13 protein-coding genes and 1 rRNA gene are annotated in these 14,493 nt (G+C 72.8%); 10 read left to right on the top strand and 4 right to left on the bottom strand.

Translation table 11 applies throughout. The features are described 5' to 3' along the window. The first annotated feature begins 134 nt into the window (after positions 1-134). Positions 135-251 (top strand): 5S ribosomal RNA (gene rrf / locus AH6_RS26170). A 100-nt stretch (positions 252-351) separates the two neighbouring features. Here rrf and AH6_RS26165 read toward each other — a convergent pair. Further along, positions 352-1,515 (bottom strand): NADH:flavin oxidoreductase, encoded by a 1,164-nt coding sequence (locus tag AH6_RS26165; RefSeq protein WP_067484821.1) that lies wholly within the window; start codon positions 1,513-1,515, stop codon positions 352-354. A gap of 85 nt (positions 1,516-1,600) precedes the next feature. Between AH6_RS26165 and AH6_RS26160 the strand changes: the two genes are divergently transcribed. Both AH6_RS26160 and ppk2 read left to right on the top strand, forming a co-directional pair. After that, positions 1,601-2,206, top strand: a complete 606-nt coding sequence (locus AH6_RS26160; RefSeq protein WP_067484839.1) for a TetR/AcrR family transcriptional regulator — start codon at positions 1,601-1,603, stop codon at positions 2,204-2,206. 78 nt (positions 2,207-2,284) lie between these two features. Continuing rightward, positions 2,285-3,259, top strand: coding sequence for a polyphosphate kinase 2 (gene ppk2 / locus AH6_RS26155; protein ID WP_083983467.1), 975 nt, complete (start codon positions 2,285-2,287; stop codon positions 3,257-3,259). A 45-nt stretch (positions 3,260-3,304) separates the two neighbouring features. Here ppk2 and AH6_RS26150 read toward each other — a convergent pair whose 3' ends face one another. Then, complete coding sequence (locus tag AH6_RS26150) at positions 3,305-4,477, bottom strand: Cmx/CmrA family chloramphenicol efflux MFS transporter (RefSeq protein ID WP_067484817.1); 1,173 nt, start codon at positions 4,475-4,477, stop codon at positions 3,305-3,307. A 346-nt stretch (positions 4,478-4,823) separates the two neighbouring features. On the opposite strand from AH6_RS26150, the gene murA reads away from it, so the two are divergent. Next, on the top strand, positions 4,824-6,125 hold the full coding sequence (gene murA / locus AH6_RS26145; RefSeq protein WP_067484814.1) for a UDP-N-acetylglucosamine 1-carboxyvinyltransferase: 1,302 nt from the start codon (positions 4,824-4,826) through the stop codon (positions 6,123-6,125). On the opposite strand, the gene AH6_RS26140 is transcribed toward murA, so the two are convergent. Then, positions 6,106-7,299: an FAD-dependent monooxygenase gene (locus tag AH6_RS26140; protein WP_067484811.1), complete on the bottom strand. Its 1,194-nt coding sequence runs from the start codon at positions 7,297-7,299 to the stop codon at positions 6,106-6,108. The two genes, murA and AH6_RS26140, sit on opposite strands and share 20 nt — an antisense overlap. A 103-nt stretch (positions 7,300-7,402) precedes the next feature. On the opposite strand from AH6_RS26140, the gene AH6_RS26135 reads away from it, so the two are divergent. The 4 genes from AH6_RS26135 to AH6_RS26120 all read left to right on the top strand — a co-directional run bounded on the left by AH6_RS26135 (position 7,403) and on the right by AH6_RS26120 (position 13,004). Next, entirely contained in the window at positions 7,403-8,032 is a 630-nt protein-coding gene (locus tag AH6_RS26135; RefSeq protein WP_067484808.1) for a TetR/AcrR family transcriptional regulator, read from the top strand. A gap of 66 nt (positions 8,033-8,098) precedes the next feature. Beyond that, positions 8,099-8,827 carry a GntR family transcriptional regulator gene (locus tag AH6_RS26130; protein ID WP_067484805.1) on the top strand — a complete coding sequence of 243 codons (729 nt, stop codon included), beginning with the start codon at positions 8,099-8,101 and terminating at the stop codon, positions 8,825-8,827. A gap of 184 nt (positions 8,828-9,011) precedes the next feature. Next, entirely contained in the window at positions 9,012-11,342 is a 2,331-nt protein-coding gene (locus tag AH6_RS44080) for an alpha-L-fucosidase (protein ID WP_157431724.1), read from the top strand. A 135-nt stretch (positions 11,343-11,477) separates the two neighbouring features. Then, a complete protein-coding gene (locus tag AH6_RS26120; RefSeq protein ID WP_067484798.1) occupies positions 11,478-13,004 on the top strand; it encodes an FAD-dependent monooxygenase in 1,527 nt (508 codons plus the stop codon). 69 nt (positions 13,005-13,073) lie between these two features. On the opposite strand, the gene AH6_RS26115 is transcribed toward AH6_RS26120, so the two are convergent. Next, complete coding sequence (locus AH6_RS26115) at positions 13,074-13,499, bottom strand: DUF2795 domain-containing protein (protein ID WP_067484795.1); 426 nt, start codon at positions 13,497-13,499, stop codon at positions 13,074-13,076. A gap of 104 nt (positions 13,500-13,603) precedes the next feature. Between AH6_RS26115 and AH6_RS26110 the strand changes: the two genes are divergently transcribed. After that, positions 13,604-13,954: a DUF7668 domain-containing protein gene (locus AH6_RS26110; protein ID WP_157431723.1), complete on the top strand. Its 351-nt coding sequence runs from the start codon at positions 13,604-13,606 to the stop codon at positions 13,952-13,954. Further along, positions 13,954-14,463, top strand: a complete 510-nt coding sequence (locus AH6_RS26105; RefSeq protein ID WP_067484789.1) for a hypothetical protein — start codon at positions 13,954-13,956, stop codon at positions 14,461-14,463. The genes AH6_RS26110 and AH6_RS26105 overlap by 1 nt, the downstream gene beginning before the upstream one ends. The last annotated feature ends 30 nt before the right edge of the window (positions 14,464-14,493 follow it).

Below are 14,493 nucleotides of genomic sequence, written 5' to 3'. Positions count from 1 at the left end.
TTGATCGCTGCATGAGAAACTCGCGTCCCTGTGTGGTTCCCGGAAAACAAACGGGAACCGCTACAATTCGATACCGAGCCGAGTCGCTCGGACGATGAGCTTGCCGGCCCGCCTCGCGGGTTGTGCGTTGGTCGTTCGGTGGTTATGGCGAGGGGGAAACACCCGGTCCCATCCCGAACCCGGAAGTTAAGCCCTTCAGCGCCGATGGTACTGCACGGGAGACTGTGTGGGAGAGTAGGACACCGCCGGACTCTTTTTACAGGAAGGCCCCGCCAGCAATGGCGGGGCCTTTCTCATTTCTGCCATGAGTCAAGGGTCCGGTCCCATCGACATGGGGCCGGACCCTTCTGCTCAGGCCAGTACGCAGTGGGTGCCGCTGAAGATGGTCGGCATGCACTTGTTGCAGTGGATGCACAACGAGCGCGTGGTCGGCTCGGCCTGGATGCGGTTGAGCAGGTCGGGTTCGCGCAGCAGGGCGCGCGCCATGGCCACGAACTCGAAGCCCTCGGCCATCGCCTGGTCCATCGTCGTACGCTGCGAGATGCCGCCCAGCAGCACCAGCGGCAGGTCCAGAGCCGCCCGGAACTGGCGGGCGCTCTCCAGCAGGTACGCCTCCTGGTAGGGGTAGGCGCGGATGAACTTCTTGCCGATCAGCTGGACGCCCAGGCGCTGCGGCTGGGGGAAGGTCGCGGCGAACTCGCGTACCGGAGCGTCGCCGCGGAACAAGTACATCGGGTTCAGCAACGAGCTTCCGGCGGTCAGCTCCAGGGCGTCCACGCCGCCGTCGCGCTCCAGCCACTGGGCCACCTGCAGGCTCTCGTCCAGCCAGAAGCCGCCCGGCACGCCGTCGTCCATGTTGAACTTCGCCAGGATCGCGATGCGGTCGCCCACCGCGTCGCGGACGGCGCGCACCGCGCCGAGGGCCACCTTGGCGCGGTTCTCCAGGGAGCCGCCGTACTCGTCGGTGCGCTTGTTGAGCTTCGGGCTCAGGAAGGAGCTCGCGAAGTAGTTGTGGCCGAGGTGGATCTCGACCGCGTCGAAGCCCGCCTCGATCGCCAGCAGGGCCGCGTCGGCGTGCGCCTGGGTGATCCGCTCGATGTCGGCGGCGCTCGCCTTGCGGATGGCCCGCATGCTCTGCGGGTTGAACGAGGCGGACGGGGCCAGCGCCGGCACCCGGTTGGACTTGCTGTTGGCGACCGGGCCCGCGTGCCCGATCTGCGCCGACACGGCCGCGCCCTCGGCGTGCACGGCGTCGGTGAGGCGGCGCAGGCTCGGCAGCGCCTCGGGCCGCATCCAGATCTGGTTGCGCTCGGTGCGGCCCTCCGGAGCCACGGCGCAGTAGGCGACGGTGGTCATGCCGACCCCGCCCGCGGCGTGCCGCCGGTGGAACTCGACCAGGTCGTCGGTGGCCAGCGCGCCCTTGCTCATGCCCTCGAAGGTGGCGGCCTTGATGATCCGGTTGCGCAGGGTGAGCGGCCCGAGCCGCGCCTCGCCGAACACGTCGGGGGTGGTCATGTGCTCGCTCCTCTTCGCGACGTTTCTGACATCATTCAATCAGTGATTGAAAGCTGATTTCACCACGTGTGGTGCAATGGAGTCCATGGCCGATGACTCCGCACCGACCCGCGACCGCCTGCTGGCGGCCGCCGAGCGCCTGTTCCTGGACAGGGGGGCCGACCAGGTGTCGGTCCGCGCGATCAACGCCGAGGCCGGGCTGAACCCGGGCGCGGTGCACTACCACTTCGGGTCGCGGGAGGGCCTGGTCTCGGCGCTGCTGGAGCAGGAGCTGGCGCCGCTGTGGGCCGAGCGGCTGGAGCTGATCGCCAAGCGCTCGCGGACCGACGGCGCGCCGTTCGAGGTCGCCGAGCTGGTGACGGCGATCGTGGAGCCGTTCGTGGAGCTGTCCCGCACCGCCAAGGGCCGGATGTTGTGCCACCTGCTGGCCCGCGCGACGCTGCCCACCTGGCGGATCCCGGCGGCCTCGCCGTGGTTCGGGCCGGTCCCGTTCGAGGCGATGCTCGGCCGCGCCCGGCCCGACCTGCCGATGGACGAGGTCGCCGACCGGTGGCGGCTGGCCTTCACGCTGCTGCTGGAGATCTACGGGCGGCCGCTGGCCCCCGTCGGCGGGGCCGCGGTCGCGCCGCCCCCGGCCGGGACCGTCATCGCCTTCGTCACCGCCGGGCTGACCGCCCCGGCGTCCGGGTAGCGGCCCGGGGCCGGGCGTTCGGGGCCGGGCTTATAGCCTGCGGAAAGGACGGGTTCACACGCAGGGAGGCCGGACCGGATGAAGAGCCAGGGGCGCAGGACCCGCAAGCCGACCGGCGCGCGGCGGACGCCGCAGGAGCGCGACGCCGCCGCGCGGGAGATCATCGCCGTCGAGAGCGGGAAACCCGGCCTGCTCGACGCCGGTCTCAACGGCGACGCCTGGCGCGAGGGCTATCCCTACGAGCGGAAGCTGAAGCGCGACGTCTACGAGAAGGAGAAGCGCGCCCTCCAGATCGAGCTGCTGAAGCTCCAGTCCTGGGTGAAGTCCTCCGGGCAGCGCCTGGTCATCCTGTTCGAGGGCCGCGACGCCGCCGGCAAGGGCGGCACCATCAAACGGTTCACCGAGCACCTCAACCCCCGCGGCGCGCGCGTGGTCGCCCTCGGCACGCCGACCGAGCGTGAGAAGACCCAGTGGTACTTCCAGCGCTACGTGGAGCACCTGCCGAGCGCCGGGGAGATCGTGCTGTTCGACCGGTCCTGGTACAACCGCGCGGGTGTGGAGCGCGTGATGGGGTTCGCCACGCCCCGCCAGTACGTGGAGTTCATGCACCAGGCCCCCGAGTTCGAGCGGCTGCTGGTGCGCGACGGCGTCCACCTGGTGAAGTTCTGGTTCTCGGTGTCGCGCGGCGAGCAGCTGCACCGCTTCATGGTGCGGCAGACCGACCCGGTGCGGCGCTGGAAGCTCAGCCCGATCGACCTGGCCTCGCTGGACAAGTGGGACGCCTACACCGAGGCCAAGGAGATGATGTTCTACCACACCGACACCCTGGACGCGCCCTGGACGGTGGTGAAGAGCAACGACAAGAAGCGGGCGCGCCTGGAGGCCATGCGGTACGTGCTGAGCCTGTTCGACTACCCGGGCAAGGACGCCGACGCCGTGGGGGAGCCCGATCCCAAGGTCATCGGACCGGCGGCGCAGGTCTTCGAGGAGGGCGAGCGGGAGGCCCGCATCCTGACCCGCGTCCCCGAGGACGACGGGGAGCGGCCCTCCTGACGCCGTGCCCGCCCGAGCCGGGTGGCTCGGGCGGGCATGGGGAGGTCAGCCGACCTTCGCGGCGGCGGGCTCCGGCGCGGGACGGCGGCGCAGCACCGTCGCCGTCACGGCCACCGCCGCGACCATGAGCAGCGCGCTCGTCCACACTGGGGCCCGGAAGCCCAGCCCCGCGTCGATGACCACTCCGCCCAGCCACGGCCCGGCGGTGTTGCCGACGTTGAACGCCGCCGTCGTGAAGCCGCCCGTCAGCGTCGGCGCGCCGTCCGCCAGCGCGAAGGTCCGGGCCATCAGCGCCGGGCCCGTCCCGAACGCCAGCATCCCCAGCAGGAACACCAGCACGAACACCGGCACGGGATGCGCGGCGGTCACCGCCAGCAGCGCCCAGCCGCAGGCCAGCGCCGTCGTGCCCGCCAGCAGTACCGGGACGGGTCGGGCGTCGGCGATCCGGCCGCCGACGATGATGCCCGCCATCGCGCCCGCGCCGAACAGCACCAGCATCCCCGGCACCCAGCCCTCGCCCAGGCCGGTCACCTCCGTCACCAGCGGCGCCAGGTAGGTGAAGGTGCAGAACGTCGCGCCCTGCACCAGCGCGTTCAGGGCGTAGGCGACCAGCAGCGGCCGCCGGACCAGCGCGCGCAGTTCGGCCCGCGTCCCGGACGCGGGCGGCTCGGGGCGGCTCGGCGGCAGCGTCACCAGCAGCGCGACGATCGACAGCGCCGACACCGCCGCCACCGCCCAGAACGCCGACCGCCAGCCCCACAGGCCGCCCAGCAGCGCGCCGCCGGGCACGCCCGCCACGCAGGCGACGGTCACGCCGCCCACCACGATCGACATCGCGCGGGCCCGGGACCCGGGCCCGACCATGGCGACCGCCGCGCCCGCGGCCACCGCCCAGAACGCGGCGCAGGCCAGCGCGGCGACGATCCGCGTCGCCAGCAGTACCCCGTAGCCGGGGGCGAGCGCCCCGGCCACGTGGCAGGCGGTGAACACCGCCAGCGACCACACCAGCGCGCGCCGCCTGGGCACGCGCAGCGTGAGGACGGCCAGCGCGGGCGCGCCGACCGCCATGCCGACCGCGAACATCGCGGTCAGCAGGCCCGCCTGCGGGATGGTCACCCCGAGGTCGGCGGCCACGGCCGGGACCAGCCCGGCCAGCATGAACTCCGAAGTGCCCTGGGCGAACACGGCGAGGCCCAGGACGTAGACGGCGAATGGCAAGAGAGAACTCCCCACGAGTGAAAAGGACAGGTGGGGACGCGTCGAGGCAGCATGTCGAGATGGCACGGCGTGGCTCCCCACCACGGGTGGGCGGGGGAACGCGCGTCGAAGCGTCCGCGGCACGGCCGACGCTGAGATCAGGGCAACAGCCGAAACACCCGGGCGGCGCTCAACGCGCGCGCGGGCTCACCTCGGCTGGCCGCCGACCACCGGACGAGGGCCGGTGGTCAGTCTCTTGACGCTTCGGGAGAGGACATGATCAACCACGGTAGCCGCTCGGGCGCGTCCGGGCCAACCCGGTCCCGCCCGGGTTGGTGAACGGCACCGGCCGCCATAAGCTGCTCGGATGACCGAGAAGCTGTGGGAGATCGAGCCGTCGGGCCCGCTGCGCGGTGACGTGACCGTGCGGGGGGCCAAGAACGCGGTCAGCAAGCACATGGTGGCCGCCATGCTCGGCGCGGAGCCGAGCACCATCCGCAACGCGCCCGACGTCGGCGAGGTCGGCATCACCGCGGCGATGCTGGAGCACGTCGGCATGACCGTCGAACGTTCCGGCGGCGAGATCACCGTCGTCCCCGGCCCGGTCACCGACCCCAGCGTGGCCAAGGCGTTCACCGGCCTGAACCGCATCCCCATCCTGATGCTCGGGCCGCTGCTGCACCTGGCGGGGGAGGCGTTCGTGCCGCTGGTGGGCGGCGACCCCATCGGCCGCCGCCCGGTCGACTTCCACGTGGAGGCGCTGCGCGCGTTCGGCGCGGAGGTCGTCATCGCCGACGACGGCATCCACGCCAGGGCCGAGCGCCTGGTCGGCACCCGCATCGAGCTGCCCTACCCCAGCGTCGGCGCCACCGAGACCGTGCTGCTGGCCGCCGTGCTGGCCAAGGGCAAGACCGTCATCCGCAACGCCGCCACCGAGCCCGAGATCATCGAGCTGGCGCTGTTCCTGCAGCGCATGGGCGCCGGCATCTCCTTCAGCCCCGACCGCCGCATCGTGGTGGAGGGCGTGGAGCGGCTCGGCGGCGCGCAGACCCGGCTGGCCGGCGACCGCATCGAGGCGTTCTCCTACCTGGTGGCCGGGCTGGTCACCGGCGGCGAGGTGCGAGTGCACGGCTGCCCGCAGGACCGGCTGGTCACCCCGATCACCACGCTGGCCCGGATGGGCGCCCAGTTCGAGATCACCGACGACTGGATCATGGCGTCGGCGCCGCGCGGGCTGCGCCCGGCCGCGGTGCAGACCGACACCCACCCCGGGTTCGCCACCGACTGGCAGACGCCGCTGATGGTGCTGTTCACCCAGGCCGACGGCATGTCGGTGCTGCACGAGACGGTGTACGAGAACCGGCTGGCCTACGTCCCGGCGCTGCAGAGCATGGGCGCCGAGATCGAGGTGTACGAGACCTGCCTCGGCGGTCCCGCCTGCCGCTACCACGACACCGCCGCCAAGCACTCGGCGGTCGTGCGCGGGGTGAGCAAGCTGCGCGGCGGCGACGTCACCATGCCCGACATCCGCGCCGGGTTCTCGGCGGTGCTGGCCGCCGCCGTCGCCGAGGGGCCCTCCACGCTGCGCGGCGTCCACCACATCGAGCGCGGCTACCACCGGCCCGTCGAGCAGTTCCGCGCGCTGGGCCTCAACCTGCGGAGCCGCTGAGCCCGGCGGCCGGGCGCGCGCCGAGGCTGATCTCGGGGGCCTCCTGGTACAACCAGGCGGTGGAGCGCTCGTAGAAGTGCCGCAGCACCACCGGCATGACGAGGTCGCGCACGCGGCGGCCGACCGGGCCCGCGACCTTGGCGTCGCGGTTGGCCGCCGCCATCTTCACCAGCTTGCCCACGCGCGCCCGCCGGTCCTGCTCGTAGGCGGCGAGCGCGGCCGGGACGGACGCGGCCGTGCCGCCCGCGCGCGCCAGGCGGTGCGCCAGCACCGTCGTGTCCTCGATCGCCATCGACGCGCCCTGGCCCGCGCCCACCGGGTGCGAGGCGTCGCCGACCAGCACGGCGCGGTCGTCGCGCCACACCGCGACCGGCGGCAGGACGTGGTGCAGCGTCGGCCGGTGCAGCGCGGTGGCGGCCCGCAGCACCTTGGCGGGCACCGCCTCCCGCCGGTACAGCCCGGCGAGCAGGTCGAGATCGACCGCCGCCAGGTCCGGCTCGGCGGGGGAGGCCACCTGCGCGGCCCACCACACCTGCCCGTCCGGCGCGCCGATCGACACGAACGCGCCCCTGCGGCCGAACACCATCTCGAACGTGCCCGGCGCCACCTCCGGGACGCCCGCCGAGACGCCGGAGGCGGTGTAGAGGCCCGCGTAGGCGGGTTCGGGCGCGCCGGGGTCCAGGCAGCGGCGGGTCGTCGACCAGATGCCGTCCGCGCCGACGAGAAGGTCCGCCGACGCCGTGTGGCCGCTCGCGAACGAGGCCGTCACCCGCCCGTCCCGCGTGGCCGTCCGCTCCAGCCGCTCCCCGGTCACGATCCGCGCCCCGGCGCGCTCGGCCTCGGCGCGCAGCTCCTCCACGAGACGGCCGCGCAGCAGCGTGACGCTGTGCAGCGGGTCGCCGGCCATCCGGCCGCGCGGCGTCTCGCCCATCAGCCGCCCGCTCTCCGACCACATGCGCTGTCGGGGGACCGCGAACCCGGCCGCCTGCACCGCCTCCAGGCAGCCCAGCGCGGCCAGCCCGCGCAGCCCGTTGGCGGCCAGGCTCACGAACGAGCCCACCTGCCCCGCCGGGTCGGCGTACGCCTCGTACACCGTCACCTCCGCGCCGATCCGGCGCAGCGCGATCGCGCCCGCCGCCCCGGCCACTCCGCCGCCCACCACGATGACCCGCATCCGCACTCCCTGAATTCTGATTCACCGAATCCTCATTCGGCGAACTGGGGTTCAGTATCATGGCGGCGACGGCATCGGTCAAGCGGAGAGACGGAGGACGCGGGTGGGCGTACGGAAGGCGCGGGCGGCCGAGACTCAGGCGGCGCTGAAGGACGCGGCGCGCCGGCTGTTCATGGAGCGCGGCTACCTCAACACCAAGATCACCGACATCACGGCCGCCGCCGGCCGCGCCACCGGCTCCTTCTACGACCACTTCGCGGGCAAGGAGGAGCTGCTCCAGGCGCTGATGGCCGACATGGGCGCGCAGGCCGACGACGAGATCGGCGCGCGCGAGCACCCCCGCGACCACGACCTGTCCGACCGCGCCCAGCTCCGCGAGCACGTGGCGGTCGCCTGGCACGTCTACCGCGACCACCTGCCGGTCGTGGTGGCGCGGTTCCAGGCGGCGGTGTCCGCCGACCCGCGGTCGGGCCGGCTGTGGCAGGAGCTGGCCGCCGAGACCGGCGTCTACCGCGAGCACCTGGACTGGCTGCGCGAGCGCGGCCACCCACTGCCCGGCGACACGGGGCTGGTCGCCGCCGCGATCGGCTCGATGATCTCGATGTTCGGCTACGCGGTCCTGACGGCGGGCGACGACGGGCCGGGCTTCTCCGACGACGAGATCGTGGACACCCTCACCGACCTTCTGCTGCACGGCCTGGCCGGTCCTTCCGCCCAGTCGGACGGGGGCTGATCCCGGGCGGTGCCGGGATATGGGACGGAGGGGCGGATACGCGGCGGCATCGGATATGTATGAGGGGTGATCGATCCCGCCGCGCCGCTCCCGAAGTACCTCCAGCTCCGGGCGATCCTGCTCGACATGGTCGAGCGGGGCGGGCTGCCGGTGGACGCGCCCATGCCCTCCGAGCGCGAGTTGTGCCGCCGCTTCGGGGTGTCGCGGATGACCGTCCGCCAGGCGGTGGACCAGCTGGTGGCCGAGGACCGGCTGCGCCGCATCCCCGGCAAGGGCATGTTCGTGGCCCGGCCCAAGGTGCAGATGCCCAAGGAGCTGGTGTCGTTCACCGAGGACATGCGCGCCCGCGGCCTGCGCCCGGCCTCCCGCGACCTGGCCGCCCGCACCGTCGAGGCCGACGGGACGCTGGCCGGGCTGATGGGGGTCGACCGGGGCACGCCGCTGCACCTGCTGGAGCGGCTGCGCCTGGCCGACGGGGAGCCGATGGCGGTGGAGCGCTCGCACATCCTGGCCTCGGCCGCGCCGCGCCTGCTGGAGCTGCGCGCGCCCGACAGCCCGCTGTTCGAGGCGCTGGAACGCGAGTACGGGATCGTCATGGACGCCGGCGAGCAGACCATCGAGGCGGGCCCGGCCGGCGACGCCGACGCGCGCCTGCTGGGCGTCGCGCCGGGCGACACGGTGTTCTTCCTGCGCCAGCGCACCTTCAGCCGGGGCGTCTGCGTGGAGGTCGCGCTGGCCACCTACCGCGCCGACCGCTACAGCATCCACCTCGGCCTGGTGAACCCCCGCACCTGACCTCCCGCCCCGGCGGGAGGCGATGCCGCGCATGCTTCGCGCGCCCCTCACCTTGCCCTGCCGGTCCACTATAGATCGGATCTATGCCGGGTAAAAGTAGGGAAAAGTTCCTTGTTCAAAAGTCTGGACGCCTATTGATCCGATCTTTCATACTTCCCTCTGAGATCGTCGAGGAGGACGCGGTATGACGTTGAGGCGATTGCGCTCCGTGGTCGGCGCGGTACTGGCGGGAACGGCCCTGGCGACGGCCGGGGCCGCCGTCCCCGCCACCGCCGCCGCGCACAAACAGAATGAACCGGACTACCAGCCCACCTACGAGTCCCTGAGCAGGCACAGGTCGCCGCAGTGGTTCGACGACGCCAAGCTCGGGATCTTCGTCCACTGGGGCGCCTACGCCGTGCCCGCCTACGCCCCGGTCGGCGAGTACGCCGAGTGGTACTGGAGCAAGCTGAGCGAGTCCGGCAAGCCGGTCCAGGCGCATCACCTGGCGAAGTACGGCAAGGACGTCGTCTACGACGACTTCCTCAAGCAGTGGAGGGCCGAGCGCTGGAACCCCGATGAGTGGCTGAAGCTGTTCAAGGACGGCGGGGCCAAGTACTTCACGCTGACCTCCAAGCACCATGACGGCGTGGCGCTGTGGGACACCGCCACCACCGACCGCAGCACGGCCAAGCTCGGGCCCCGCCGCGACTTCGTCAAGGAGCTGCTGGAGGCCGACGACCGGGGCGGCTACGGGCTGAAGAAGGGCCTCTACTACTCGATGCCCGAGTGGTACAACCCGGCGATGCCCAGGATCGGCGGCGGCTGGTTCGGGCGCGGCGCGCCCAAGAACTTCTTCACCGGCGAGCCGGTGCCCTACACCGGCTACAAGCCGATCACCGACTACGTCAAGGACCACCAGTACCCGCAGCTCAAGGAGCTGGTGAACCGCTTCGACCCCGACCTCATCTGGTGCGACATCGGCCTGGAGGACGTCAACAACAGCCTCCAGCTCAACGCCCAGTACTTCAACCAGGCCAAGAACCGCGCCAATCCCAAGGAGGTCGCGGTCAACAACCGGTGCGGCTCCAACGTGCCGCACGACTTCACCACCCCCGAGTACAGCGTCGAGCCCGACATCAAGAAGGAGAAGTGGGAGGCCAGCCGCGGCATCGGCCACTCCTACGGCTACAACGCCGAGGAGACCGACGCCGACCACCTGACCGCCGACCAGCTCGTCGACTCCTTCGCCGACATCGTCAGCAAGAACGGCAACCTGCTGCTCAACGTCGGACCCAAGGCCGACGGCACCGTTCCGGCGATCCAGGCCCAGCGCGTGCGCGAGCTCGGCCAGTGGGTGGACCTCAACCGCGAGGCGGTGTACGGGTCGCGGTACTGGACCCAGGCGGAGGACAAGGGCGCGAACGTGCCGGTCCGCTTCTCCACCCAGCCCAAGGCGTTCTACGCGACCGCGCTCCAGTGGCCCGGCGAGCGCCTGACGCTGACCGCGCCGGTCCCCGTCAAGACCGGGGACGAGGTGCGCCTCATCGGCTACGACCGGCCGCTGAAGTGGACCAGGGACGGCCAGGGACGGCTGGTCGTGGAGATGCCCGCGCAGGGGCAGTCGGCCACGCCCGGCAAGCACGCCTTCGTGTTCCGCGTCGCCGCGCCCGGCTACGACGCGCGCCGCGCCACCCTGCTCGGGCTGGACGCGCGGGCCACGGCCGCCGCCGCGGGCGAGCAGAGCACCGTCACCGTGGACGTCGCCAACCGCGGCGACCGCAAGGCCGCCGGAGGCGATCTCACGATCCGGACCCCCTACGGCACCCGGACGGTGTACCGGCCCGCGATGGAACCGCACACCCGCACCACGATCACCGCCACCGTGACCGTGCCCGCCGGGACCGGCTCGGGCGACCGGCCGGTGGAGGTCACGGCCCTCGCCGGGACCGAGTCCTTCGAGGCGCGGGCGTCGCTGCACGTCGTCGGCCAGATGACGAAGGTGGACCTGGCCGCCGCCTACGACAGCGACGGGATCGGCACCGCCGACGCGCGCACCGACGGCGACTTCGACGGCGTGGGCTCGACCTACGTCGCCGAGCAGCTTCCCAGGCCCGGCGACCTCACGGTCGGGCGCGTCCCGTTCACCTTCCCCTCGGGCGCGAACGGTGTGAAGAACAACGTCCGCGCGGGAGGCCAGAGCGTCGTGCTGAAACCGGGCAGGTACGGGAGCCTGCACCTGCTCACCTCCGCCGGATACGGCCCGGCGCGGAGCAAGGTCACCGTCACTTACGCAGACGGCTCCACCGAGGAGACCGAGCTTGCGATGCCCGACTGGATGACCGGCTCGGACCCGGTCGCCGCGCAGACCACCGACCGCTACCGGCCCGCGGGCCGGGAGCCCGCGCAAACCAAGATCTTCCAGCAGACCGTGCGGCTGGACGCGGGCAAGGAGGTCCGTTCGGTGACCTTCGGCAGGCCGGGACCGGCGGCCAACGTCACCGGCCACGTGTGGGCGATGACCCTGGAGGGCTGATCGAGCCTCCGCCCGCGCCGGGCAGGTCCGGCGCGGGCCGAGGCCCGGTGCGGCCAGGCGCGTTCGGACCGCCCGTCCACGGGGCAGGGTGGTCGGCGCGGGCCGGAGCGGCCGCGCCGAGAGGGGGTCGCCGGGATGACGGAGACCGGGAACGTGGTGATCGTGGGCGCGGGCCCCTCGGGGCTGCTGCTGGCGGGCGATCTGGCGGACGCCGGGGTGCCCTGCACGGTGCTGGAACGCCGCGTCGGGGAGTCGAACCTGACTCGCGCGTTCGCCGTGCACGCCCGCACCCTGGAGCTGCTGGACCAGCGCGGCGTCGCCGAAGCTCTGCTGAGCACCGGCGAGCGGGTGCGCAGGGTGCGGTTGTTCGGCGAAGCGGTGCTGGACCTGTCGCGGCTGCCGTCCCGGCACCGGTACGTGCTGGTCACCCCGCAGTACGAGACCGAACGGGTGCTGGAGGAGCGCGCGGTGGCGGCCGGTGCGGAGATCCTGCGCGGCAGGGAGGCCACCGGCCTGCGGCAGGACTCCGGCGGCGTCACCCTGGACGTCCGGGCGGCGGACGGGACCGGCCACGCCCTGCGCGCCGCGTACGCGGTCGGCTGCGACGGCGTGCACAGCACGGTGCGGCGGGCGCTCGGCCTGCCGTTCCCCGGCGGATCGGTGATCAGGTCGGTGATGCTGGCGGACGTGCGGCTGGCCGACGCGCCGCGCGAGGTGCTCACCGTCGGGGCGACCGGCGACGCGTTCGCGCTGCTGGTGCCCTTCGGCGACGGCTGGTACCGGGCGGTCGCCTGGAACCGCGCCCACCAGGCCCCCGACTCCGAGCCCGTCGAGTTCGCCGAGGTCCGCGACACCGTCCGCCGGGCCCTCGGCACCGACCACGGGATGCACGACCCCCGCTGGACCGCGCGCTTCCACAGCGACGAGCGGCAGGTCCCGCACTACCGGATCGGCCGGGTCTTCCTGGCCGGGGACGCCGCGCACGTGCACTCCCCGGTGGGCGGCCAGGGCATGAACACCGGCCTCCAGGACGCGGCCAACCTCGGCTGGAAGCTGGCCGCCGCGCTGCGCGGCCAGGCCCCGCCCGGCCTGCTCGACAGCTACCACGAGGAACGCCACCCGGTCGGACGGGCGGTGTTGCGCGGCAGCGGCGCGGCGACCCGGGCGGTGCTGCTGGAACCCCGTGCCCTACGGGCGTTGCGCGCCGTGGCGGCACGGGTCGCGCTGCGCACGCCACCGGTGGCGCGACGGGCGACCGGTGCCGTGTCGGGCCTCGACATCGCCTACCCCGCACCGCACGGCGCGCACCGCCTGACCGGCCGCCGCGCGCCCGACGTGCGGCTGGCCGGAACTCCCGGGCGGCTGTTCGAGGCGCTGCGGGACGGCAGGTTCGTGCTGGTGGTGGCCGCCAACGATCCCGCGGTGACCTACCTGGCGACCAAACGCTGGGCCGACCGGGTGCGGTGCGCCCTGGCGGGCGGCGCGACCCGCACGACCGCCCTGGTGCGTCCTGACGGCTACATCGCCTGGGCCACCGACGAGACCGCGCCGGACCGGCGCGCCACCGAGATCCGCGACGCGCTGGCGGCGTGGTGCGGGCCGCCCGCCGAACGGCCCGCCCACGAACGCCACGGCCGCGAGCGCCAGGCCCGCGAACGCTGAACTCGCGAACGCTGGGCCTGTGAACGCTGGGCCCGCGAACAACTGGGCCCGCGACGGGCGGGACGCCGCTCAGAAGCGGTGGTCCTCCTTGCCGTAGCCGAGTTCCTCGGCCACGTCGGCGAGGTTGGTGTACTCCCGGTCGGGCAGCGTCTCCAGCGCGGCGACCGCGCCCTCCGGCACGTCCCCGTCCGAGACGTGCGCGAGGATGTCCTTGGTCGTGGCGGGCCAGCGCACGCCGGTCAGCGTCCGGGCCAGCGCGCTGCGCTCCTCGACGTCGGCCGGGCTCATCCCGGGCGGCGAGCCCTCCTGGCGGCTGCTGGTGATGGTGGTGGGATCGGCGGGCGCCGTGGGATCCCAGGCCGTGTTCTCGGACACGGGTTCGGTCTCCTTCCACTCCTCGGCGTGGGTCGGATGGCCGCCGCGCGTCATGCCCTCGGTCTGGTGCGCGAGCTTGTCGTCGCGCATCGGACCGTGCTTGTTGCTCTTGTCAGCCATGTCTCTCCTCCTTGGGCGGTCACTGGGATCGTTCCCCTTCCGGCGCCGCTCAACAGGCCGGTTGGGCCGCTGATCTGGGGGAAGGGGGCGGTTCGGGAGGCCCGATGTTGCCGCAGGAAGCCGTGAAAGTGGTCCGGAGCGTGGTGGGGTTGCTGGTGGCCGGGGCTTACGAGGACCTGGCGACGCTGACCGAGGAGCGGCGGCTCACCGCGCCGATGATGGCCGAGGCGGTGCGGCGGCACGGCGCGGCGCTGATCACGCCCCCGGAGGCCGCCTTCGACGTGCTGGAGGCCACCGAGCTCTGCACCGGCGACGACCGCGAGTGCGCCCACCACGTCACCGTCCCGCTCTGGACGGCACGGGAGGGACGATCCACACTGGAGGTCCAGCTGATCCTCGTGGAGGTCATGGTGGGCGTGTGGACCGTGGAGATCGTCTCGTTGCGAAGCCGCTGATGGAGTCGCCCGCCGACGTCGCGTGGTGGCAGCGGCACCAGGACACCTGGGAGCTGCTGGCCTTCGACGGCCGCGAGGACGGGCACGGCCTGCCCTACGACGCCGCCTCCGGCGACCGCCGGGCCGTGCTGGCGGCCCTGCTGCGCGCCACCGGCCACAAGATGCCGAGCTTCCTGCGGTTCCTGCTGGCGCAGGAGGCCGCCTGGCACCGGCACGCCTGGGGGTTCAGCCCCAGCATCGCGATGGCCGCGCTGCTGGTGGCCGAGCGACGCGACGAGAACGACGTCCACCTGCTCTGGCACGCCAAGGCCACCAGCTTCGACACCATGTGCGGGCTGCCGTACGAGCTGCTGTTCGCCGCCGGTGTCGCCGAGACCCGCGCCCACGTCCTGGCCGAGCCCGACCCCGACCGGGACGGGCTACTGGCCTACCTCGACCGCGCCGGAACGCCGACCGACGACCAGGTCCAGCACAGGTTGACCAAAATGCGAACCCATTTCACGTCCTGACCGGATTAGCATCCCCTCACGACGAGCGTG

This window comes from Actinomadura hibisca NBRC 15177 (assembly GCF_001552635.1).
GTDB classification, from domain to species: Bacteria; Actinomycetota; Actinomycetes; order Streptosporangiales; family Streptosporangiaceae; genus Spirillospora; species Spirillospora hibisca.
The sequence above is the reverse complement of the archived record's forward strand: the minus strand, read 5'-3'. Positions and strand labels throughout refer to the sequence as shown.

Bases quoted from the DNA above. Each gene is read 5' to 3' on its own strand.
- AH6_RS26165 (WP_067484821.1), bottom strand. From the start codon at position 1,515: ATGACCACCCCCGACGTGTTCGGCGAGGCGCGGCTCGGGCCGCTCACC.
- AH6_RS26160 (WP_067484839.1), top strand. From the start codon at position 1,601: ATGGCCGATGACTCCGCACCGACCCGCGACCGCCTGCTGGCGGCCGCC.
- ppk2 (WP_083983467.1), top strand. From the start codon at position 2,285: ATGAAGAGCCAGGGGCGCAGGACCCGCAAGCCGACCGGCGCGCGGCGG.
- murA (WP_067484814.1), top strand. From the start codon at position 4,824: ATGACCGAGAAGCTGTGGGAGATCGAGCCGTCGGGCCCGCTGCGCGGT.
- AH6_RS26140 (WP_067484811.1), bottom strand. From the start codon at position 7,299: ATGCGGGTCATCGTGGTGGGCGGCGGAGTGGCCGGGGCGGCGGGCGCG.
- AH6_RS44080 (WP_157431724.1), top strand. From the start codon at position 9,012: ATGACGTTGAGGCGATTGCGCTCCGTGGTCGGCGCGGTACTGGCGGGA.
- AH6_RS26120 (WP_067484798.1), top strand. From the start codon at position 11,478: ATGACGGAGACCGGGAACGTGGTGATCGTGGGCGCGGGCCCCTCGGGG.
- AH6_RS26115 (WP_067484795.1), bottom strand. From the start codon at position 13,499: ATGGCTGACAAGAGCAACAAGCACGGTCCGATGCGCGACGACAAGCTC.
- AH6_RS26110 (WP_157431723.1), top strand. From the start codon at position 13,604: ATGTTGCCGCAGGAAGCCGTGAAAGTGGTCCGGAGCGTGGTGGGGTTG.
- AH6_RS26105 (WP_067484789.1), top strand. From the start codon at position 13,954: ATGGAGTCGCCCGCCGACGTCGCGTGGTGGCAGCGGCACCAGGACACC.